Source organism: Sphingomonas sp. 4RDLI-65, from assembly GCF_049472435.1.
GTDB lineage: Bacteria > Pseudomonadota > Alphaproteobacteria > Sphingomonadales > Sphingomonadaceae > Sphingomonas.
In genome coordinates, this window is the sequence record NZ_JBCEBT010000001.1 from 95,084 (window position 1) to 116,788 (window position 21,705).

Here is a 21,705-nt window from a genome sequence, read left to right on the forward strand (position 1 = left end):
GATCTCAGCTCTTGCGCGGCGCGGGCGCTGCGGGCGGCTGCGGCGGCGACCAGCCGGCCGGGACCGGCGCGGGCGTCTGCTCGTGCGCATAATGCTCCAGGCTCGACAGCGACGGACCGTAATCGGTGGTCGGTGCGGACAGCCATTTGGGGTCCATCGCGCGCGCCGCCGCGGCAAGATCGGCAGGCAGCGCCGCGACGTTGGGCAGGGTCTGGAACGTGCACAGATAGTTCACGTTGCCGGGCGCCTGCCCCATCAGCATCCATGGCAGCCACGGCGTGACGCGGCTCCACGATCCGACATGCGGGATATGCGTCAGCCGCGGATTCTCGACGTCGGCGCGCTTGACCGTATAGACGAAATGCTCGGAGACGCGGTTCATCGGTCCGGCGGATTCGCGCGGCCATTTGTCGGGCTGGAGCGCGCTCGGATAGATCATGTCGATCCCGGTCTGGCAGATCAGCGTTCCATCGGGCCCCTCGGTCCAATCGAGCAGGAACGGCTTGCGCGGTGCCGGCGCGGTCTTCTGCAGTCCGCCGTAGGAGGGAGCCTCGGGCAAGAAATCGCTGATCGTGTAGTTGAACGGATCGTTGGCGATCGGCACGACGCGAACGTCTTCGTCGGTATAGGGATTATGCCAGGTCTTGAGCAGCTCGCCGGTATCGAGATCGCGGTAGAACACGATCTCGCGCAGCATCCGCCGCCAGCTGCCGTCCTCGAGCTGCTTGACGCGAACCAGGCTGAACCCCTCGACCCCGAACAGCGGGCGGACCTTCTCGTTGTCGCGCACGCCCCAGGCGGTGCCCTTGAGCCAGCCGAGCTTCTCGCGGGTCGGATCGACGTCGCCGTCCATCCGCGCATAGGTGTCGCGGTTCCACTTGGGATCCTTGAAGTCGACCTTGGTGACGAAGCTGGGCACGCTCGCCGATGTGACCGCGCCCGCTGCGATACCGGCCGCGCCCGCCGCCTTGGGTATCGCCATCATGCCGACGGTCGCCGCTGCCAGCTTCAGCCCGTCGCGCCGCGTCACCTGATCGTTCGCCATGTAATCCCCCACTCGAATGATGCGGGATCATGCGGCACCAAAAGGAGCGCGCCATATCGATCTTGGAGACTAGCCGATCATCGGATACCCGGTTTACGGAGGCGTGCCGGGCGCCCGAGCCCATGACGAAAAAGACGCGCCCCGCGGATGCGGGACGCGCCTTTGGTCGCCTGTCGGATGTCGCAGATCAGAAGCTGAACTTGGTCCGGATACCGACCGTGCGCAGTTCGCGGAGCGACACGAGGACCGCCGAATTGTAGCTCGTATAGGTGAAGGTGTTGTTGAAGACATAGTTGTCGACGGCCATGTTATAGGCCTGGTTGTTGAACAGGTTGGTGACGAACGCCTCGACCGTGAAGGCCGCGCTCCTGGCGCCGATGCGCAGGTTGACCTGCGTCATGTCGGGGGTCTTGAGGATGTTCGCGGCGTTCGAATAGACGCCCGACTTGTAGGTGAAGTCGGCGCGGACATAGCCGTCGACATCGGTCAGCCCCGGCAATGGCGCGGTGTACGAGCCACCGATGGCCGCCGAGTATTTCGACGTGTTCGGGTTTTCCTTGCCGCGATAGTTCGTGAGCCCGGTTAGCTGCGTCGTCTGCGGCGCGACCAGCGCGAGGATGTACGAGTCGTTGAGCGCACCGCTGGCGTTGAAGGCAAGCTCGGGCGTGATGTTCGCCGTCGCCTCGACCTCGATGCCCTGCATCCGCACCTTGCCGGTATTCGCCGAGCCTTGGACGAGCTGCGGCAGGTTGTTCTCGGGGTCGACTAGCACCAAGGTCTGCGAGTTGATCTGGTTCTTCCAGATCGCGTGATACGCGCTGATCGAATAGCGCAGGACGTTGCCGAACGCCTTGCCCTTCAGCCCGATCTCGTAATTGTCGAGCTTTTCGGGCTCGACCATGATGCTGAAGCCCGCGGCATCGGCCGCGCGCTGCGTGGCCGGGGTGGCGGTCAGGAACGTGCTGTTGAACGCGCCGGGGTTCACCCCCTTCGAGAACGACGCATACATCATCGTCGACGGGTCGAAATCGAACTGCGCGATCAGGCGCGGCAGGAAGTTTTTGTAGGTTCCCTTCAGCAACTGCGCGTTCGGGCCGTACGCACCGGCGGGCGCGAAGGTGCTCGAGGTCAGCGTCACCCCGAGCAGCGGGGCATAGGCGTAGAGATTGTCGATCTGGTAGCGACCATCGGCGTTGATGCTGAAACCCGGTATGATCTCCCAGCCGACACCGAAGAACCCGCCGAACGTACGCGACCGCGCGCCGCCGCCGACCGACGAGAAGGTGGTGACGCCGAGCGCGGTGTTGCCGCCCGCGCTGCCGCCGACGCTATAGGCGTTGAGGTAGCTGGCGCCGATCGTGGCGTGCACCGGACCCTGGTTGTCGAAGCTCGCGCGGACCTCCTGCGAGAAATCCTTGCTTTTCCGTTCGATCAGGAACGGAAAGTCGAAATAGGCCCGCGAGCCGGTGCCGCCAAACGGATTGGTGGCGGTCGTGTCGTAGTAGTTCTTGAGATCCGACAGCTCGCTATACTGCTCCCGGTTGACCCCGGTCAGCGACGACAGCGTCACGTCGGAGCCCGGAATGTCCCAATCCATCGCCAGATGGAGATGGACGGTGCGGCTGCGCAGGCCATAGCCCTGCACGCCGTCGTCGGGATCGATCAGGCGCCCCCTCGGATTGGCCAGGAAGTTCTTGGTGAACGAGTCGTTGATCGTGTTTGCGGACGGCGCGGTCGAGGCGAGCGACGGCGTAGTCCCGCAGAGGAACGCATTGGTCCGCGCGACGCCGGTCGAGGTCAGTCCGTTCAGCGTGCAGTTGCTCTGGCCCGGCACGATGACCTGGCCCGCGGCATTGCGGATCGTATAGGCCGAGATCAGCCCGGTCGCGCCGGGACCGTCGTTGTTGAGCGACAACAGCCCGAACGCCTTGGCGGTAAAGTTCGACGCGGGCTTGAACACCAGCGACAGCGTACCGCTCTTGGTCGACTGGTCGCCCAGCGTCTGGCCGTTCACGCCGGCGTTGTCGTAGGATCCGTCCTTGGACAGCTTCCGGCCCGACAGGCGAAAGCCGAGCACGTCGCCGAAGATCGGGCCGCTCAGTTCGCCCTGCACGTCGTAGTTGTTGCGCGTGCCGAGCAGTCCGTCGACCGATCCGGTCAGCCTTTCGGTCGGCAGCTTGGTGACGATGTTGAGCGCACCGGCAAAGGTCTGGCGGCCGAAATAGGCGCTTTGCGGGCCCTTCAGGATCTCGACGCGCTCGGGATCGGTGATCGTCTCGATCGCGGTCGCGGACGATACCGGCACGCCGTCGATGAAGATCGAGGTGGTCTGCGACAGCGCGGTGGAGGGCGTGAAGCCGCGGATGATGACCTGCTGGAACGAGCGATCGCTGCGTGCGCCGCTGGAGCTCGCGTTCGAGATCTTCATGCCGGGCGTGAAGCTGGCGACGTCGTTGATCGACACGACGCCGCGGGCGGTCAGATCGGCGCTGGTGAAGGCGCTGATCGCGACCGGGGTCTTGAGGATATCCTCGGCCCGCTTGCGCGCGGTAACCAGGATTTCACCCGAATCCGCGCCTTCGTCCACCTGGGCCAGCGAGGCATCCGCGGCCACCTTGGCGTCGGCATCGGGCGTCGTGCCCGGCGGTGCCGCGACCTGCGCCATACCGGCGGTGCCGCCCCCCGCGAGTATCAGTGCCAGCGTCGACGTCATGCATCGACGCAGCGTCATGGTATTGCCGATCTTCATCATTGTGATTGCCCCCCAGGGTTGCTCATGATGTCGTGCGAAAACCGGCGAATGCGGTTTCCCCGACGTATCCGGCGCGGGGGAACAGAGTCCCCATGCCGGACATGCAGTGCGCCGCGCACAAGATCGCAGGCCGGCAAGTGGATAACCTGCGGTCAACCTGACTTCTTCGAAGATCGAAGCCCCATGTTCTTGTATGTTTTCAGGGCCACCCGATTACGGCAACATTTGGAAGCTCCCGCAAGCCGATCGATGCTACAATCCCATGGTTATAGATAACCACTCTGCGGATAAGTCTTGGCGCGGCGCCATCGGTAGAACTTTTCCAGAATCACCATAAGTGATCGACCGCTATCGATCGTGCCCGGCCCATGCGCGCCTGCCGGGACTATTGCCGTCGAGCCCCGTTCTGTTCGACTGGCGGCCAGCCTGTACGTCGGACGGCCTATTTCGAGACGCCTGCATAGCATGCCCTTGGTCGACAGAACGCCACGTCGACGAGGGGAGCCCGTATGAAGCAACGTGCATTGATCGGCTGGGGGATCGGGTCGTTCACCTCCTCGGCGCTGGTGGGCGCGGTGGGGCTGCTCCACCTGCGTTTCATGACCGACTCGCTGGGGCTTGCGATGGGGCTCGCGGGCATGCTGGTAGTGATCGCCAAGATCTACGACGCGGCGCTCGATCCGGTGATGGGCGTGATCAGTGATCGGACGCGGACGCGCTGGGGGCGGCACCGGCCGTATCTGTTCGCCGGCGGGCTGTGCTGCGCGACCTCGCTGGTGCTGTTGTTCAATGTGCCGCAGGGTTTGAGCGGTACCGGTCTGGTGGTGTTCGTGGCGTTTTCGCTGCTGCTGTTCTCGACCGCATACACGATGTTCCGCATCCCCTATCTCGCGCTCGGCCGGTCGATCACGCAGGATTTCGACGAGCGATCGAAGCTGATGACGTTCAGCGTCTATGGCGCGTCGCTCGGCGGCCTCGCGGCGACCTCGGCAGCACCGTATCTGCTCGCGACGCTGGGCAGCGACCGTGCGGGACACGGCGCGGTCGCGTGGATCCTCGCCGCGCTGATCGCCACCGGCGGGGTGGTGAGCTTCCTGCTGATCGATACCGAAGCCGGCGATAGCGGCACCGGGACGAAACGCCCCCACGTCTCGTTCCGCGAGGCCTGGGCGGCGCTGCGCGAGAACCGGCCGTTCCAGCACCTGATCGGCTTCAAGGTGACGATGTTCGCCGGCCTCACGCTCAACGGCGCCGCGATCCCTTATTATACGCGCCACGTTCTGGCCGCGTCCGACGTCAGCCTGAGCGGCATCTTCCTCGCGCAGATGATCGCGATGATGGCGTCGCAGGTCCTGTGGGTCCGGGTCGCGCACCACTTCGGTCGCCGCGACGCGCTGATGGCCGCGTCGCTGCTCCAGATGATCGCGATGCTGTGCTGGTACGTCGTTCCCCCCGCACATCCGAGCCCGTGGGTGCAGATCCTCGGCGCGTTCCAGGGCGTGTGCGCGGGCGGCATCTTCTTCGGGCTGTACACCGTGCTGACCGACACGATGGACCTGTCGCGCAAGACGGCCGACGGCGAGAGCCATGCGGGACGCGAAGGCATCCTCGCTGGCGTGTTCGTGATGGTCGAGAAGGCCACCGCGGCGTTCGGCACCTTCGTGTTCAGCGCGATCCTCGGCTCGGTCGGCTATGTCTCGGCGAAGAACGCCGGCGCCGCCGCGCAACCGCACGAGGTGATCGTCGGTATCGGCATAGCGATGTCGGTGATCCCCGCCGCCTTCGCGCTGGTCGCCTGCCTGTTCCTGCGCCGGCTCGATCTGCCGCACGTTCGGCGCGCGCGTGCCGAACCGGGCGGTATCGGCAAGCCAGTGACCGCAGTCGCCGCACTGCTTCTTGTCGGCCTGGCCATGTCCGCAGACCCCGTACGCGCGGAAACGCCGGTCGCGGTGCCGACCATGGTGATGATCAAGCGCGTCTATACCGGCGAGGGCGGGCGATCGACCATGGACGAGGTCGAACTCCCGCGCGTCAGCGGCGGCGACGGGCGCAGCGTCGGCACGCGGCTCTATGCCACCGACGTCGAGATGGGGCTGTCCGCGCCCGGCAGCTTCATCGACTGGCACGGCGTCACCACCCCGCGCCTGCTGGTGGTGATCGCCGGCGCGCTTGAGATCGGCCTCGGCGACGGCACCACGCACGTGCTGACGCCCGGCACGATCGTGCTGGTGATGGACATGACCGGCAAGGGCCACACGAGCCGCTCGATCGGCCGCGTCCCGGTGCAGGTCGCCACCATCCGGCTGCCAAGCGACGATCCGCTCAAGCCCAAGCTCAACAGCTGTCCGCCAAACGTGGCACCCGACAAGTGCGTTGCCAACGGCGTCGCCGTCACGCGGGCGGTGCGCTGATGCCGCTCGAACTCACGGGACTCGTCTCGCACAATCGCGGCGGGCCGCTCGCGCCCCGGCCGCAGACCGACTTCGACGTCGCGGGGATCGTCGCCAGTGCGGTCGCGCAGGAGTGCGCGGGGTATGACAAGGTGCTGATCGCCAACAGCGCGCTGATGCCCGACAGCCACGCGATCGCCACCTACGTCGCGGCGAACACGACCAGCCTGCGGATGATGATCGCGCACCGCCCCGGCTTCATCGCACCGACGATGGCGGCGCGGATGCTGGCGACGGTCGACCGGCTGAGCAACGGCCGCGCCGCCGTCCACATCATCGCCGGCCCCAGCGATACCGAACTCGAGGCGGACGGCGACTTCACGACCAAGGACCTGCGATACGCGCGGGCGAGCGAATATGTCGGCATCCTGCGCCGGCTGTGGACCAGCGCCGTGCCGGTCGATCACGACGGCGCCTTCTACCGCTTCAACCAGGCGTTCATGCCGGTCAAACCCGTCGTCGCCGGGGGCATCCCGGTGTCATGGGCCGGCAGCTCCCCCGCCTCGATCGAGGCCGCTGCCGAGCACGCCGACATCTTTGCCATGAGCGGCGATTCGCTGGCCGTGATCGGCGCGATGGTCGGGCGGCTGGGCGATGCCGCGGCGAGCCACCAGCGCACGCTCGACTATATGATGACGGTGATCGTGATCCTCGGCGACACCGAGGACGCGGCCTGGGCTAAGGCGGACGCGGCGCTTGCCGCCTTCCTCGCACTGCGCGGACCAACGCTGGCGACCGACGACAAGGGCCCCTCGAACTTCGCCGCGTCGAGCGATGCCGGGGCTCGCGTGCTGGCGACCGCCGCTGGCGGCGCACGGCAGGACCGGTGTCTGTGGATGGGCATGACGCACGCGGCGCAGGGCAAGTTCGGCAATCAGACGACGCTGGTCGGCACGCCCGACCAGGTGACGGAGGCGCTGATGGACTATTACCGGCTCGGCGTGACGCGGTTCCTGGTCCGCGGCTATCATCCGGAGGCGGATATCGAGGAATATGGCCGCGACCTGTTCCCGCGGTTGCGCAGGGCGGTGGCGGCCTATGATGCGGCGGTGGGGTCAGTGTAAGGCGAAACGCGAGCCTTACCACGCCACCACCCCGGCGGAGGCCGGGGCCCAGTTGGGGGACGTCGCCAACTAAGGGAAGCGCTTCGTTACCATGGCCTTGCTAACTGGGCCCCGGCCTCCGCCGGGGTGGTGAAGTATGTGTAGTGCCGCTTACAGGCGATCTGAGCTCGGTTAGCACCCTGATCGAAAACGCAACCCACGGTATGCAATAAATTTACCCGCCACCATATGTTGCGCCTGGTTCGCAACAGGCACATAGTCCTCCCGCCGGCCCCAAAGCGCATCCTCGCGCGCTTCGCGGAGTATCGGCGGCTGCCCATCCCAAGGATATCCGATGAGTTCGACTATCGCGCACGGCCCTCTCGACCAGCCCGTCACGACGCATATCTGGCGCGAGAAATACCGGCACGGCGACGAAGCCGCCCCGGCGGACACCTTCGCGCGAGTCGTCGGCGGGGTCTATGCCAACGATACGAAAGAGCAGGCGGAAACGGCGCTCGCGGCGCTGAACGCGCGCGACTGGGTGCCGGGCGGGCGCATCTTCGCGGGTGCCGGGACCGGCAAGCGGGTGACGTGGATCAACTGCTTCGTCAGCCCGACGATCCAGGATTCGATGGATACCGAACCCGACCTTCCCGGCGCCGGGATCATGCCCGCGCTGAACGTAGCGGCGTTCACGCAGCAGCAGGGTGGCGGCATCGGCATGGATTTCGGCACGCTGCGCCCCGATGGCGCGGTGGTCGGCCGGACCGGATCGATCTCGTCGGGGGTCATCCCGTTCATGGTGATGTGGGACGGTATGTGCGTGACGATCCGGTCGAGCGGATCGCGGCGCGGCGCGATGATGGGCGTGCTGCCGGTGTGGCACCCGGACGTGCTGGCGTTCATCACCGCCAAGACGCGCAAGGATTTCCTCAAGAACTTCAACGTCTCGGTCACCGTCACCGACGATTTCATGGCCGCGCTGGAGGCCGGCGAGGACTGGGAGCTCGGCTTCCACGTGCCGCGCGCGGACGGCGAGCATGTCGCGGTGCGCGAGAAGGACGGCCGCCCCTGGTACGTCTATCGCCGCCTGCCCGCCGCCGAACTGTTCGACCTGATCACCCGCACCACCTATGAATATGCCGAGCCCGGCGTGATCTTCATCGAGCGCGTCAACCGCCTCAACAACCTCAATTACTGCGAGACGATCGCCGCGACCAATCCGTGCGGCGAGCAGCCTCTGCCGCCCAACGGCGACTGCGATCTCGGCCACGTCAACCTCGCCAACATGGTGCTGAACCCGTTCACCACCGACGCCGCGGTCGATTGGGAACGGTTGCGTGCAGCGGTGCGGATCGGCGTGCGCTTCCTCGACAACGTGCTCGACACCTCGCCGTTTCCGACCGCCGAACAGCGCGCCGAAGCACTCGCCAAGCGGCGTATCGGGCTCGGCTATACCGGGCTCGGCAATCTGCTCCAGCAGATGCGGGTGCGCTATGGCCGCGGTGCGGTCGCGCTGGTCGAACAGGTCGGCGAGGCAATCGCGATCGAGGCGTATCGCACCTCGGTCGACCTCGCACGCGAACGCGGCGTGTTTCCGGCCTATGATACCGAGGCGTTCGCGCGCGCGCCGTTCCTGGAAAAGCTGCCCGCCGATCTGGTCGCGGACATCCGCACTTACGGCATCCGCAACGGCGTGCTGCTGACGCTGGCGCCGACCGGCACGACCTCGATCTTCTACGGCAATGTCAGCTCGGGCGTCGAGCCGACCTTCAGCTGGCATTACGACCGCGCGGTCGTCGTCGAACAGACCGCGACCGAGCAGAAGCTGGAGAGCTTCGAGGTGCAGGATTATGGCTGGTATCTCTATTCGCGGATGCCCGGCTTCGATGCTGCCTCGGCCCTGCCCGACTATATGGTGACGGCGCTGGAACTGTCGGTCGACGATCACATCGCGGTCGCAGCGGCGGCGCAGGCGTGGGTCGACGCGGCGATCTCGAAGACGATCAACTGCCCCGCGGAGATGCCGTACGAGGCGTTCCGTGAGGTGTATCTGACCGCCTACCGCGAGGGCATGAAGGGCTGCACGACCTATCGCCCGAGCGGTCTGCGCGGCTCGGTGCTGTCGGTGAAGAGCGATACGCCCGCAGTTGCCGATACGGTGGAAGCGCCGTTCGCGGGCACATCGGAGGTGCTCGCGCGGCCGCAGGTGCTGAACGGCAAGACGATCAAGATCAAATGGCCGATCGACGGCGAGAACTACTACCTGACCATCAATGATTACGTTCATCCAGACGGCAAGCGCGTGCCGTTCGAAATCTTCATCTCGACCAGTTCGGTCGAGAATTTCGAGACGATGGCGGCGTTGACCCGGACCCTGTCGGCGGCGTGCCGGCGCGGCGATGCGACCTTCCTGTTCGAGGAACTGGAACGCGTCCATTCGCCCAAGGGCGGCGCGCTGATCCGGCTCGAACACGAGGCGAAGGGGACGTACGCACCAAGCCTGATCGCGCTGATCGGCCGTATCCTGCGCCAGCATTCGACGCCTGCGCCGGTGAATGCGATCGAGGAGACCGGCGAGCAATGCCCCAATTGCAAGCGCCACACCGCGCACAAGCTGGAGGGGTGCCTGACATGCTTCCAGTGCGGGTACAGCAAATGCGGGTGATGTAACTGCCGCCTGTGCGATCCTCCCCCGCCAAGGGGAGGGAAGGTCGCCGCAGTGGCAGAACAGTCCGTCACCGCAGACCTGTTAAGCGGCTATACCTTTCGAGCACGTAAGACTTGTTCTCCCGCGAAGGCGGGAGTCCAGACTGGGCTCCCGCCTTCGCGGGAGAACAAGGAAGGCACGGTGCCGCACGACTGTCGACTCGTACGCGTTCGAACGGGATAGCCACCGAACCAGTCAGGCATGACGGAGGAGCGGGGTGGCGACTTAACCCATGATCCCGGTGGCGCGGAGTGCGGCCACAGCATCGGGCGCGCGATCCAGCGCGGCGATCGTGTCGGCCAGGCGATCGTCGCACGCTTCGAGACCCGCGAAGGCCAGGCAATCGCGAGCCTTCGCGCGGTGTTGCTCCGGTGTCAGCGGCCACGCTGGCGAGCCCAGCTGCGCGGTCATGTCGACGCGGATCGTCCGCCCATCGTGCAAGGTAGCGACCATATAGGCGGGCACGAACGCCGCAGCGTCGGGATTGTCGTCGGCGATAACGCTCACCCGCGCAGCCAGCGCCAGGACCGCAGGATCAGCCAGCCTCTCCGCACGAAAATCCGCTAGCCCGACGGTCTCTTGCAACAGCGTCACCGCCGCCAACCATTGCAGGCAAAGCCGCGCATACCCCGGCTCCATCCCCGCAAACGCCGGACGCCCGACGAGCCGCTCGATCAACGGCGGCGCATGATAGGCCAGCGTCGCGACGGCATCCGCGACCACGCCATGATCCGCCATGAGGCGCTGGATCGCGACGATCCCGCCATGCGCCGCGCGACCGGTCGGGAACGGTTTCCAGCTCACGCCGGCGATATGATGCCCCCGCCCCAACGCCCCAAGCGCGCCGTCGAGATCGCCCTGCGTCTCGATCAGCGCGAAATACCCGAACGCGCCCTCGATCGGCTGCGCCACACCCGGCATTCCGCCGCACGCAAGGTCGACGGCGGCCAGCGCATTCCGCGCCGCGTTGGCGACCTGCACCGGCAGCGCGGGCTTGCCCTCGACATGCGCCTGCATCGTCCCCGACGCGAACGCCAGCGCATGGCCTAACGCATCGCGCGCAGTCTGGCGCGACAGCGCACGCAAGCTCGCGATCGCCGCGACGCAGCCGAAGATCCCCGCAGTCGCCGGCCGGAAGAACCGCAGCGGCCCTGCAGCGATGCCGAGCGTCACCGCGACGTCCACTCCCGCGACGATCGCCGTCAGCAGTCGCACGCCATCGACCGGCACGCCGCGCTCGATCTCCGCCAGCAGTGCTGCCAGCACGGTCGCCATCGGGTGCAGCACCGCGGGCTCGTGGACGCAGTCATATTCCTGGCCGTGGATCTGAAACGCGTTGACGAACGCAGCCGAAGACGCGGGCAGCCGCAAACCGGGCCGCCCAAGCACGGACGCACGCCCCCCCTCGCCCCAGCCCTGCGCTATCGCCAGCACCGCGTCCGCATGCGCCGCATGACGCCCGGCGACACCGACGCACAGGCTATCGTGGAGGAACGTCTTCGCCGCCGCCCGATCCGCCTCGCCCAAATCCGCCCAGCGCAGCGCCAGCGCGTGGTCGACCAGCCGTTCGGATACGCTCAATGCGGTTCCTCGCCGCCCGACACATTCATGCTCTCGCCCGTGATGTAAACCGCCTCGTCCGAACACAGGAACGCGACCGCCGACGCGGTGTCGCTCGGCAGGCCGGGTCGTCCCATCGGGATCCGCGCCGCCATCCGCGCCAGATACTCCTCGACTGACACGCCCTGCAATTCGGCGAAATGCGCGTTCTGCCACGCGCCGAGCCCGGTGGTGACGTGGTTCGGGCACACGTTGTTGACGGTGATGCCATGCTCGCCCAGTTCGATCGCCGCCGAGCGCGCGAGCCCGACCAGACCGTGCTTCGACGCGGTATAGGCCTGCGCGTGTGCGAAGCCCGACTTGGCGGCTTGGCTGGCGATATTGACGATCCGCCCGCCCCTGCCTGCCGCGATCATAATCCCGGCGGCGGCCTGCAACCCGTAGAACGCGCCGCTCAGATTGACGTCGATCACCGCACGCCAATCGTCCGACGTCACGTCCAGCAGCGGCTTCATGATATAGCCGATGCCCGCATTGTTCACCCAGACGTCGAGCGAGCCGTGCGCCGAAACCGCGTGCGCCGCGAGCGCGCGGACCTGGTCGGGATCGCGCACGTCGCACGGAAAGATCGACGCGGGCGTGTCGAGCAAGTCGGCGATGGCCTGCATCTCCGCGGTGTCGCCGATCATCGCATCGGGCGTCGCCGCGTCGCGTGAGGCGCCGATGTCGGAGACGACGATCGCCGCCCCCTCCGCCGACAGCCGCCGGGCGATCGCCTCGCCGAGCCCGCCGCGACGCCCCGATCCGGTGACGACCGCGGTCTTGCCCGCAAACCTCATGCGAGCGGTTCGGTGGTCATGAAGGTCACGTCGGCCATATCCTGGAACGCCGCGGCGATCGCCTGCATCGCCGCGGTCGAGACGTCCTCGCCGAACCGCACCATGTCGGGCACGTCGATGATCTCGACATACGCATAGGGCGCCGCGGCGTCGGACCCGAGCTGGCCGGTCACTCGGTGGACGGTAAAGCTTTCGACCGACGCGAGGCCGGTCACCGTCGGGATGTCGACCGTCTTCGCCCAGTCTTCATAGGCCTCGACCGCGATACCCGGCTTCAGGTTGAACAAGACGATGAGGCGCATGGGAAATCCTTGATTGTCCGCGACGATCGAAGCCTAGCGCGCCGCCCGAAATCGGACCTCGCCGCGCGCGGACTATCCGCGACGCGAACACCGCGTGCATGCCGCACCGGCAAGCGGCTCCGTGGTATAGTGCAGGCGCACATCTCAGGAGCGCGTCGTGACCAGCAGCACCAACGACCCTGCCGCCGACTATGACGGCCCGCCCGACTACCGCGTCGTCGGCCGCCACGCGCTGTTCCCGCAGACGAGCCATGACGAGATCGAGCGGATCAATTACCTTGCGCAGATGAACCGCCACCTCGCCGCGCGTGTCGTCCCCGGCGTCAAGGCAGCCTATGGCGTGCGCGTCGTTCCCGGTTTCGAGCGCGAGCATGGCCGGCCGATCGCCAACCGGCACGAGGCGCGCAAGGCGTTGTTGCAGGATCCGGCGTTCCAGAGTTGGTCGGCACTCCGCCGCCTGACGATGGAGCAACGCCAGCAGGCCGGTCGCTGGACCGTGATCCGCCAGCGCGAACAGCTCGCGCGCATCGCCGCCGACCTGACGGATGGCGACGACCGGCTGTTGCTCGATCCGACCCTTGCCGTGCCGCGCTACGTCTCCGCGGTCGATCACCACTGCATGCCCGGCAGCTATCATACCGAGGCATTCGCCGGCGATGTCGCGGCCGGCGCGAATTACGATCATGCGGGGTTCGTCACGACCGGCGGGCTGCTCGGCAAATATTCGGACGGCGGCGGCCATGCGGTCGTCAAATGGGTGAAGCGCAACCTGCCCGACTTCCGCCCGACCGCGATCCTCGAGATCGGCGGTACCGTCGGTCATTCGAGCCTGCCGCTCGCGCAGGCGTTTCCCGAGGCGGAGATGACCGTCGTCGATATCGGCGCGCCGGTGCTGCGCTATGGCCTCGCACGCGCGAAATCGCTCGGCGTCGACAATATCCGCTTCGTCCAGGCGAGCGGCGAGGATCTGTCGACGTTCGCCGATGCCAGTTTCGACTGGATCCAGACGACGATGTTCCTCCACGAACTGTCGACCACCGCGCTCGCCAATATCTTCGCGGAGACGCGGCGGTTGCTGAAGCCGGGCGGGATCGTGCTGCATGTCGAGCAGCCGCAATACGCCCCCGACATGCCGCTGTTCGAGCAGGCGATGCGCGACTGGGATGCGTTCTACAATAACGAGCCGTTCTGGAGCCGGATGCACGAGATGGACCTCGACGCGGCAATGGTCGCGGCCGGGTTCGATGCGGACGCCTTGATCCACGGCGGCGTAACGGGCGTGGTCGACCGCGACCTGTTCCCCGATGCGGAGGAGGACGAGACCGAGGATTATGGCCGCAAGGCCGCGTGGCACGTGATCGGGGCGATGGTCGCATGAGTGTCGCCGATGCGTTGCGCGAGGCGGGCGCGAAGCCTGCCGGGAAACGGCCGTATTTCCTCGAACCGCAGGTCGAGCGGGTGCTGGCGATCACGATGGCGATCGCGCAGGAACTGGCGGTATCGCGGCAGCGCGGCGACACGCTCGAACGGTTGCTGAAGGCGAAGGGCGTGCTCGCCGATGGCGAGATCGATGCGTTCGCGCCCGATCCGCAGGCCGCCGCCGAGCGCGCGATGGCGAACCAGGAATATATCGCCCGCATCCTCCGCATCGTCCAGCAGGAGAACGAGGCGGCGGTCGCGACCGGCGATGTCGCCTCCGAAAACGTCGGCGACGAACTCGGCTGAATGACCGGGTTCGAGTTCACGATACCCGTCCTCGTGGTCGGCGGCGGGGCGTGCGGCTGCGTCGCGGCGCTGGCGGCGTCGGATGCGGGCGCGGCGGTGCTGCTGATCGAGCAGGACGCGCGGCCGATGGGATCGACCGGCATGTCGCAGGGGCTGTTCTGCGCGGCGGGCACCAAGGCGCAAGCGGCGGCGGGCATCGACGACGATGGCGAGACATTCCTTGCCGACATCATGGCGAAGACGCGTGGCCAGACCGATCCGGTGCTTGCGCGGACCTTGGCGTTCGGATCGGGGCCGGCAGCGGACTGGCTGATCGAGACGCACGGGCTGCCCTGGGCGGTCGATCGCGGGTTTCGGCCGGCCTATGGCAACAGCCGGTTTCGCGTCCATGGCTGGCGCGGGCATGGCGGCGTCGACATGGTGCCTTTGCTCCACCAGAAGCTCGCCGAGGCCGGGGTCGACGTGCTGTTGCAGGCCCGACTGACCGACGTGATCGCCGACCCCGACGGTCGCGTGCGCGGCGTCGAGATCGCGCGGCCAGATGGGTCTGTCGAGCGGATCGGTTGCGACACGCTGATCCTCGCCAGCGGCGGCTTCGCGGCCAATCACGCGATGGTGGCGAAGTTCATGCCCGAAATGGCGACCGCGCGGAACAACGGTCACGAGGGCAGCCAGGGCATCGCGGTAACGCTGGCCGGCAAGCTCGGCGGCGCGCTGGCGGACATGGGATCGTATCAGGGCTATGCGATGCTGACCGAGCCGCAGGGGATCAGCGTGCCCCCCGGCGTGCTCGTCGAGGGCGGCGTAATCGTCAACGTCGAGGGCCAGCGCTTCACCGACGAGACCGCGGACATCGCCGGCATGGTCCATCCGGTGATGGCGCAGCCGGGCGGTCACTGCTGGGTGATCTTCGACGCGGGGATCGAGGCGCGGTGCGGCTACATCCCGGAGACGAAGGCGCTGGTCGCGCTGAACGCAGCGAAGGCGGCGGACGACGTTGCGGGCCTGGCAGCGCAGATCTGCGTGGATCCGGCAACGCTTGCGGCGACTCTGGCCGAGGCACGCGCAGCACAGGCGTCAGGGATCGCCGATGCGCAGGGCCGGACCTGGGGCGACGACACGCCCCCCGCCCCGGCCTATCGCGCGCTGAAAGTGGTCGGCGCGATCTATCACACGCAAGGCGGCCTCCGCATCGACGGCGAAGCGCGCGTAGTCCGCGAGGACGGCTCGGCCTTGCCCAACGTGTTCGCCGGCGGCGGTGCCGCGCGCAGCGTCTCGGGCCCCGCGCATTGGGGGTATCTCCCGGCAATGGGGCTCTGCACCGCGATCACGCTCGGCCGCATCGCCGGCGACACCGCCGCGCGCCAGGTGCTGGCCGGGGATTAACGCCACCGTTTCGACCCCCACTCTTGTTCTCCCGCGAAGGCGGGAGCCCAGTCTGGGTCCCCGCCTTCGCGGGGAAACAAGCTTGCTTACCGGAGAGGAATAACGCCGAACCGTTCTGCAGAACGAGGCACCCGCCCTACCGCGCCAGATGCCGGTCGAAGAATGTCCAGATCAGGTCGTACGCTTGCATCGCCTCGGGCGTGCCGGGGATCGTCGTGAATTCGCCATGACCCGTGCCTTCCTGGACGAACAGCTGCGTCTCCACGCCCACTTCGAGCAGCTTGACGTTGGTCACCAGCGCGTTGCTCATCGCGCTGTCACGCGTGCTGGTCACGAGCAACGTCGGCGGGAATAGCGCGAGCGTCTTCGGGAACAGCCCCGGCGTCACGAGCGGGTCGTTGCCGTCGACGCCGGCCAGATACAGATTCCCCGCGCCGGTCTTCAACTGTTCGGGCGTCGGCGCAGGCTGGCCGTTGAGCATCGGCGCGACCGACAGCGCGTCGCCACCATACCAGAAGGACGGCATCGCCCCCGAGCAGAAGATACCGATCGCCCCGGGACGCGGCAGGCCGTGCTGCTGGAACCACGCCACCGCCTGCGCGACCAGCGTACCGCCCGCCGAACAGCCATAGATGCCGATATTCTCGGGCCTATAGTCCTTCAGCAGCGCGCGGTAGACATACGCGACGTCTTCGCTCGCCGCCGGAAAATGCGCTTCGGGCGCGAGGCGGTAATCGACCGCGACCACCTTGATCCGGCCGCGTCCGGCGAGCGGCACCGCTTCCAAACGTCCGCCGATCCCGGAGCCAGCGAAGAACCCGCCGCCGTGCAGGTTGATCAGGATTCGGGCGGCATTCTCTTTCGCGATGCCCGCCTTGGGCACGACGACATCGGTCCTGACCCCATTCATCACCACCCGCGTGATCGTCGAGGGATAGATCGCCTCCCACCGGGCGAGCAGCGGCGCGAGGAACGCGTCGGTCGCCTTGCGCGCGTTGGCGATCGCGTCGCCGCCGGTCGCCGCGGGAAAATGCTGCTGGAGCCGCGCGGCGATCTGCGTGCGGGCCTCGGGGCTGAGCATGTCGGACAGCGGCACGACCAGCCTATCGGCATGGATCGTCCCGTCGCGGTCGACCGTGACCGTATCGCGCGGGGTCTGCGCCGACACGCTGGTGCTGGCGGCGAGGATCAGGCCGGACGCGATCATCCGGCGAACGAGGCGATATGGCATGGCCGAAAATCCCATCAAACGGTGACCGGCTCGTCGGCGAAATCGCGGTAGCGGCCGAGCAGGAGGAACGACGCGGCGGCCACGACCAGCACGACGCACGAGATCGTCAGCGACAGATGATAATTGCCGTGCAGGTCGTAATCGCGGCCGAATCCGAACGGGCCGAAGCCTGCGCCGAGCGAGAAGAACACGTACAGCATGCCGTAGATCGCGGCGTAGCTCCGCAGCCCGAAATAGCGCGCGACGAAGAACGCCATCACGTCGTATTCGACCCCAAGCGCAAACCCGATCAGGACGATCGCTGCCGCCGCGGTCGGGTAATCGAGCGCGGTGCCGGTCAGCAGCCAGCACGAGATCCCCGGCAGGCTGAGGATCACGAACGCGACCGCGGGCGCCCAGAAGCGGTCGAGCAGCCATCCCCCCGCGATCCGTCCGACGATCGACGCCAGCCCGACCAGCGGCGTCAGCGTCAGCACGGTGGCGGCATCGACCCCGCCGCCCTTCAGGATCACTTCGAGGTTCGGCACCGGCCCGCCCAGCGCATAGGAGATCGGCAGCAGCGCGCTCGCCAGCAACAAGAACCGCCACTGGCCGAGTGCTTCCCGCAGCGTGAACCCGCCCGGCGTGGTGGTGCGGACGACCGCGTCGGCATGCGTATCGGTATCGCGGAACAACAGGTAGGCGGTCGGCAGCGCGATCAGGATCGGCAGCAGCCCGAGCCCGACATAGCCCGCCCGCCAGCCAAACGCACCGATCAGCCAGGCGAGATACGGCTTCGACGCGATCCCGAACAATCCGGTACCCATCAGCGACAGGCCCAGCGCGAGCCCCTTGCTACGGTCGAACCAGTGGTTCACCGCCTTGGTCCAGGTGATCGGCAAGGTGCCCGCGCCGAGCGTCGCGATCGCCGCCCAGGTCAGGTAATATTGCGTCAGCGATCCGCTCGACAGCCCCAGCGTCATGAAAGCCAGCCCGAACAACGGCAGCGACGCCAGCGCGACCCGCCGCACCCCGATCCGCCCGGCGAGCACGCCGATCGCCGGCCCTGCCCACAGCACCATGAAGGTGGTGACGGTCAGCCCGCCCATGATCTCGCCGATCGACCAGCCGAATTCCTTCGCCATATGCGGCGCGAACACGCCCATCGTATAGAACGGCATCGGCGACAGCCCGAGGCCGATGCCCAGCAGCGATGCGAGCACGATCTGCCAGCCGCGCCTGAACTCGGAATATTTTCCGCTGCCGATGGCCATAAACTGCACGCCCCCTGTTGCCTAGCGTGAGAGGACGAGGGCGTGGCGTGTGCGGCAAGCGACCGCCCGGCTCGATCCGCCCAGCGGATAAAGACCGCTCGACCGCTGCCGTGCGGGGCGACGCGGATAGGGTGTCGATGCCCATCCCTATCGCCGAGACTGGAGCCGCGCTCATGCTGGCAGACGCAACGACCCCGCCTCCAACGGCGAACTTTCCCGCCGCCGCACTGAAGGCCGAATTCGTCGCCATCGTCGGCGCGGCGAACGTCCGCGACGACGCGGCGAGCCTCAGTCTGCACAGCGAAGACGTGTTCGAGGCAGCGGACGAGACCGCGATGCTGATCGTCGCGCCCACCTCGCTCGAACAGCTGAGCAAGGTCGTCGCCGCGGCGCATGCCGCCGGCGTCGCGCTCGCGCCGCGCGGTGCCGGCATGAGCTACACCGCGTCCTACCTCCCGGTCACCGCCACCACCGTGTCGCTCGACATGGCGCGGATGAATCGCATCCTCGCGATCCGCCCCGACGACATGACCGTCACGGTCGAGGCGGGTTGCACCTGGATCGCGCTCAACGACGCGCTGCGCCCCCACGGCCTGCGCACGCCGTTCTGGGGTCCGATGTCGGGGCTGTATTCGACGATCGGCGGCGGGCTCAGCCAAGGCAATGCGATGTTCGGCGCGGGCCATTACGGCACCTCGATCGAGAGCATGATCGCGCTGACGATGGTGCTCGCCGACGGCCAGGTCCTGCGCACCGGCGCACGCGGGCCCGACGGAGACACGCCCTTCTACCGCTATTACGGCCCCGACCTTGCCGGGTTGTTCTGCGGCGACAGCGGCACGCTGGGGATCAAGGCGGAGGTGACGATGCGGCTGATCCGCACCCCCGCGCACGAGGATCACGCCTCGTTCTCGTTCAAGTCCGGCCAGGACTTGCTGAAGGCACTGGCGGAAATCGCACGCGCGGGAATCGCCTGCGAGACCTGCGGCTTCGATCCGGGGCTGACCAAGGTACGGATGCGGCGGATGTCGCTGCTCGGCGACATCAAGACGCTGGGCGCGGTGATCGGCAAGCAGGGGTCGCTCGGCAAGGGCTTGTTCGCGGCGGCGAAGATCGCGCTGGGCGGGCGCAACTTCATCGAGGCGGACGAATATCCGCTCCACATCGTTGCCGAAGGCCGGTCGAAGGACGGCGTCGCGCACGACATCGCGACCGCGCGGGCGATCGCGAAGGCGTTCGACGGGGTCGAGATCGATAACACGATCGCCAAGGTGATCCGCGCACAGCCCTTCCCCGCACCCAATTCGATGCTCGGCCCCGACGGCGAGAGCTGGGCACCGGTCCACGGCCACGCCTCGCTGTCGACCGCGCCGGCGATGTTCGGCGACATCCAGGCGCTGTTCGCCGCGATGCAACCCGAGTTCGACGCACACGGGATCAGCACCGGCTATCTGTTCACCTCGCTCGCGACCAACGCGATCACGATCGAACCGGTGTTCTTCTGGCCGCACGGCTATCGCCCGCTGCATGTCGCGCTGATGGAACCGGGCTATCTCAAGGGCGTCCCGAAGCTCGACCCCAACCCGGTCGCGACCGAAGTGGTGGTGCGCGCCCGCGACGCGGTGAAGGACATCGCCACGAAATACGGCGCGGCGCATTTCCAGATCGGCCGCGCCTATCCGTATCGCGACAGCCGAGATGCCGCGTCGGTGGCGCTGCTCGACACGATCAAGGCGCTGGTCGATCCCGATCGGCAGTTCAATCCCGGCGGGCTGGGGTTCCCGCTGTGAGCGCCGAGACCTATGCAGCAATCCGCCTCGAACGCTTCGCGCCGTCGTTTCGCGAAGGCGCCGACATCGTCCGATGCCCACTGACGCTGCCGGGGCCGGGCGAGATCCGCGTCCGCAACCGGCATTGCGGGATTAACGCGATCTTCGACACGCAGATCGCGCGCAACGCGGTCGATTACGTCGCGATCGCGCTGCCGACCTTCACCGGCGTCGAGGCGGTGGGCGTCGTCGATGCGATCGGCGACGGCGTCACGGGCTTCGCTGTCGGCGACGCGACGGTGACGGTGCGCTTCAGGGGCGGCTACCGCGACGCGAACATCGGCGCCGAGAGCCAGTTCACCAAGGTGCCGGCGGCAACGCGTGACTGGCTCGCGCTAGCCTCGACCGGTGTGTCCGCGTTGCTCGCGCTGGAACGGATCGGCGAAATCCGTGCAGGCGAGACCGTCGCGATCTCGGCGGCGGCGGGCGGGCTCGGCCATCTGATGGTGCAGATCGCGCTGCTCCGCGGCTGCCATGTGATCGGCGTGTGCGGCGGCAGACGGAAATGCGATTTCGTCGCCTCGCTCGGCGCGCACCGGGTGATCGACTACCGCAGCGAGGACGTCGGCGCGGTGCTCGCCGCGGAATATCCCAAGGGGATCGACGTCGCGGTCGACACCGTCAGCGGCGCGATCTTCGACGCGTTCCTCGCCAACATCGCCTATCACGGGCGGCTGGTGGTCGGCGGCGCCGCGGCCGATCTCGAGGGCCGGCCCGAGATGGTCACCGCGCCCCGCATCGCGCACAGCATCTATTACAAGGGCGCGTCGGTGCGCGGCTTCATGAACGGCCTGCTGACCCCCGACTGGCCCGCCGCGCGCGAGACGATGTTCGGGCTGTACGCCGATGGCCGCATCGCGGTCACTTTCGACGATGTGCCGTTTTGGGGCCTCCCCGGAATCTACGATGCGGTCGAGCGGCTGCTGTCGGGGCAGTCGATGGGCAAGGTCGTCGTCGACTTCTGAGCCCTTCCATCTTCAGGGGAGACAGGCGCGTGGCAAACAAGGTTTCGCAGCCGGGAATCAGGGACGCGATGCCCCTGCTTGCAAGCAACGAAGGCGTCTGGGAGGGCTGGTATCGTTATTACGACGCGAAGACCGGCGCCCTCACCGACGAGCATCGTTCGCGACTGTTCTGCCGCCTGACCGGCGAGCCGGGCCACGAGGAGTACACCCAGACCAACCATTATTTCTGGGACGACGGTCGCGTCGACGTGCGCGAGTTCCCGGCGTGGTACGAGAATGGCCGGATCTGGTGGGACAATGATCTGATCAAGGGCTGGGCCGCGGCGATGCAGCCCGACGACCGCAACCGATCGACCTGTCTCAACTGGACGCGCCACGACGAGCCCGACATCTATCTCTACGAGATGATCCAGGTGAACGAGGATCGCACAAAACGCGCGCGCACGTGGCAATGGTTCCGCGACGGAGAATGCTATCAACGCACGCTGATCGACGAACGGCTGGTGACGCGCGACTGGGCAAGCTTTACCGACACCAGCGCGCCGAAGATCTGAGATGACGGCGGGCGGGTCAGCACGGCGATCGCACTGCCGCCCGCCCGCCCGATACCGC

Annotated in this window: 16 protein-coding genes; 9 read left to right on the plus strand and 7 right to left on the minus strand. The window is 67.1% G+C overall.

Going from position 1 to position 21,705, the window contains the following annotated elements; genetic code table 11:
- Positions 1-4: 4 nt before the first annotated feature.
- Complete coding sequence (locus VH567_RS00365; RefSeq protein WP_423322238.1) at positions 5-1,045, minus strand: DUF1838 family protein; 1,041 nt, start codon at positions 1,043-1,045, stop codon at positions 5-7.
- Positions 1,046-1,232: 187 nt separating this feature from the next.
- Entirely contained in the window at positions 1,233-3,776 is a 2,544-nt protein-coding gene (locus VH567_RS00370) for a TonB-dependent receptor (protein ID WP_423322239.1), read from the minus strand.
- A gap of 530 nt (positions 3,777-4,306) precedes the next feature.
- Here VH567_RS00370 and VH567_RS00375 point away from each other — a divergent pair.
- From VH567_RS00375 to VH567_RS00385, 3 genes are all read left to right on the plus strand, one after another.
- Positions 4,307-6,208 carry an MFS transporter gene (locus tag VH567_RS00375; RefSeq protein ID WP_423322240.1) on the plus strand — a complete coding sequence of 634 codons (1,902 nt, stop codon included), beginning with the start codon at positions 4,307-4,309 and terminating at the stop codon, positions 6,206-6,208.
- Complete coding sequence (locus VH567_RS00380; RefSeq protein ID WP_423322241.1) at positions 6,208-7,311, plus strand: LLM class flavin-dependent oxidoreductase; 1,104 nt, start codon at positions 6,208-6,210, stop codon at positions 7,309-7,311. The genes VH567_RS00375 and VH567_RS00380 overlap by 1 nt, the downstream gene beginning before the upstream one ends.
- Positions 7,312-7,645: 334 nt before the next feature.
- Positions 7,646-9,961 carry an adenosylcobalamin-dependent ribonucleoside-diphosphate reductase gene (locus tag VH567_RS00385; protein ID WP_423322242.1) on the plus strand — a complete coding sequence of 772 codons (2,316 nt, stop codon included), beginning with the start codon at positions 7,646-7,648 and terminating at the stop codon, positions 9,959-9,961.
- Positions 9,962-10,228: 267 nt separating this feature from the next.
- Here the strand turns inward: VH567_RS00385 and VH567_RS00390 are convergent, their stop codons facing one another.
- Genes VH567_RS00390 through VH567_RS00400 form a run of 3 tightly spaced genes read right to left on the minus strand, consistent with a single transcriptional unit; the run spans position 10,229 to position 12,704 of the window.
- On the minus strand, positions 10,229-11,584 hold the full coding sequence (locus tag VH567_RS00390; RefSeq protein WP_423322243.1) for an MmgE/PrpD family protein: 1,356 nt from the start codon (positions 11,582-11,584) through the stop codon (positions 10,229-10,231).
- Entirely contained in the window at positions 11,581-12,402 is an 822-nt protein-coding gene (locus VH567_RS00395) for an SDR family NAD(P)-dependent oxidoreductase (RefSeq protein ID WP_423322244.1), read from the minus strand. The genes VH567_RS00390 and VH567_RS00395 overlap by 4 nt, the downstream gene beginning before the upstream one ends.
- Positions 12,399-12,704 carry an REDY-like protein HapK gene (locus tag VH567_RS00400; protein ID WP_423322245.1) on the minus strand — a complete coding sequence of 102 codons (306 nt, stop codon included), beginning with the start codon at positions 12,702-12,704 and terminating at the stop codon, positions 12,399-12,401. The genes VH567_RS00395 and VH567_RS00400 overlap by 4 nt, the downstream gene beginning before the upstream one ends.
- Positions 12,705-12,861: 157 nt before the next feature.
- Between VH567_RS00400 and VH567_RS00405 the strand changes: the two genes are divergently transcribed.
- From VH567_RS00405 to VH567_RS00415, 3 genes are read left to right on the plus strand one after another with little or no spacing between them, the layout of a single operon-like run.
- Positions 12,862-14,082: a methyltransferase domain-containing protein gene (locus VH567_RS00405; protein WP_423322246.1), complete on the plus strand. Its 1,221-nt coding sequence runs from the start codon at positions 12,862-12,864 to the stop codon at positions 14,080-14,082.
- Positions 14,079-14,429: a hypothetical protein gene (locus VH567_RS00410; protein WP_423322247.1), complete on the plus strand. Its 351-nt coding sequence runs from the start codon at positions 14,079-14,081 to the stop codon at positions 14,427-14,429. Before VH567_RS00405 ends, VH567_RS00410 begins: the two co-directional genes overlap by 4 nt.
- Positions 14,430-15,815 carry an FAD-dependent oxidoreductase gene (locus VH567_RS00415; protein ID WP_423322248.1) on the plus strand — a complete coding sequence of 462 codons (1,386 nt, stop codon included), beginning with the start codon at positions 14,430-14,432 and terminating at the stop codon, positions 15,813-15,815.
- Between the two features lie 136 nt (positions 15,816-15,951).
- Here VH567_RS00415 and VH567_RS00420 read toward each other — a convergent pair whose 3' ends face one another.
- Together VH567_RS00420 and VH567_RS00425 are read right to left on the minus strand one after the other, a co-directional pair.
- Positions 15,952-17,046, minus strand: coding sequence for an alpha/beta hydrolase (locus VH567_RS00420; RefSeq protein WP_423322249.1), 1,095 nt, complete (start codon positions 17,044-17,046; stop codon positions 15,952-15,954).
- 14 nt (positions 17,047-17,060) lie between these two features.
- Positions 17,061-18,299 (minus strand): MFS transporter, encoded by a 1,239-nt coding sequence (locus VH567_RS00425; protein WP_423323637.1) that lies wholly within the window; start codon positions 18,297-18,299, stop codon positions 17,061-17,063.
- A gap of 137 nt (positions 18,300-18,436) precedes the next feature.
- On the opposite strand from VH567_RS00425, the gene VH567_RS00430 reads away from it, so the two are divergent.
- The 3 genes from VH567_RS00430 to VH567_RS00440 all read left to right on the plus strand — a co-directional run bounded on the left by VH567_RS00430 (position 18,437) and on the right by VH567_RS00440 (position 21,647).
- A complete protein-coding gene (locus tag VH567_RS00430; protein ID WP_423322250.1) occupies positions 18,437-20,089 on the plus strand; it encodes an FAD-binding oxidoreductase in 1,653 nt (550 codons plus the stop codon).
- Positions 20,086-21,093: a zinc-binding dehydrogenase gene (locus VH567_RS00435; RefSeq protein WP_423322251.1), complete on the plus strand. Its 1,008-nt coding sequence runs from the start codon at positions 20,086-20,088 to the stop codon at positions 21,091-21,093. The genes VH567_RS00430 and VH567_RS00435 overlap by 4 nt, the downstream gene beginning before the upstream one ends.
- Before the next feature lie 68 nt (positions 21,094-21,161).
- Positions 21,162-21,647: a DUF3598 domain-containing protein gene (locus VH567_RS00440; RefSeq protein ID WP_423322252.1), complete on the plus strand. Its 486-nt coding sequence runs from the start codon at positions 21,162-21,164 to the stop codon at positions 21,645-21,647.
- Positions 21,648-21,705 lie beyond the last annotated feature (58 nt).

Coding starts and splice junctions, on each gene's coding strand:
- VH567_RS00365 (WP_423322238.1), bottom strand. CDS start 1,045: ATGGCGAACGATCAGGTGACGCGGCGCGACGGGCTGAAGCTGGCAGCG.
- VH567_RS00370 (WP_423322239.1), bottom strand. CDS start 3,776: ATGACGCTGCGTCGATGCATGACGTCGACGCTGGCACTGATACTCGCG.
- VH567_RS00375 (WP_423322240.1), top strand. CDS start 4,307: ATGAAGCAACGTGCATTGATCGGCTGGGGGATCGGGTCGTTCACCTCC.
- VH567_RS00380 (WP_423322241.1), top strand. CDS start 6,208: ATGCCGCTCGAACTCACGGGACTCGTCTCGCACAATCGCGGCGGGCCG.
- VH567_RS00385 (WP_423322242.1), top strand. CDS start 7,646: ATGAGTTCGACTATCGCGCACGGCCCTCTCGACCAGCCCGTCACGACG.
- VH567_RS00395 (WP_423322244.1), bottom strand. CDS start 12,402: ATGAGGTTTGCGGGCAAGACCGCGGTCGTCACCGGATCGGGGCGTCGC.
- VH567_RS00400 (WP_423322245.1), bottom strand. CDS start 12,704: ATGCGCCTCATCGTCTTGTTCAACCTGAAGCCGGGTATCGCGGTCGAG.
- VH567_RS00410 (WP_423322247.1), top strand. CDS start 14,079: ATGAGTGTCGCCGATGCGTTGCGCGAGGCGGGCGCGAAGCCTGCCGGG.
- VH567_RS00415 (WP_423322248.1), top strand. CDS start 14,430: ATGACCGGGTTCGAGTTCACGATACCCGTCCTCGTGGTCGGCGGCGGG.
- VH567_RS00420 (WP_423322249.1), bottom strand. CDS start 17,046: ATGCCATATCGCCTCGTTCGCCGGATGATCGCGTCCGGCCTGATCCTC.
- VH567_RS00425 (WP_423323637.1), bottom strand. CDS start 18,299: ATGGCCATCGGCAGCGGAAAATATTCCGAGTTCAGGCGCGGCTGGCAG.
- VH567_RS00430 (WP_423322250.1), top strand. CDS start 18,437: ATGCCCATCCCTATCGCCGAGACTGGAGCCGCGCTCATGCTGGCAGAC.
- VH567_RS00440 (WP_423322252.1), top strand. CDS start 21,162: ATGCCCCTGCTTGCAAGCAACGAAGGCGTCTGGGAGGGCTGGTATCGT.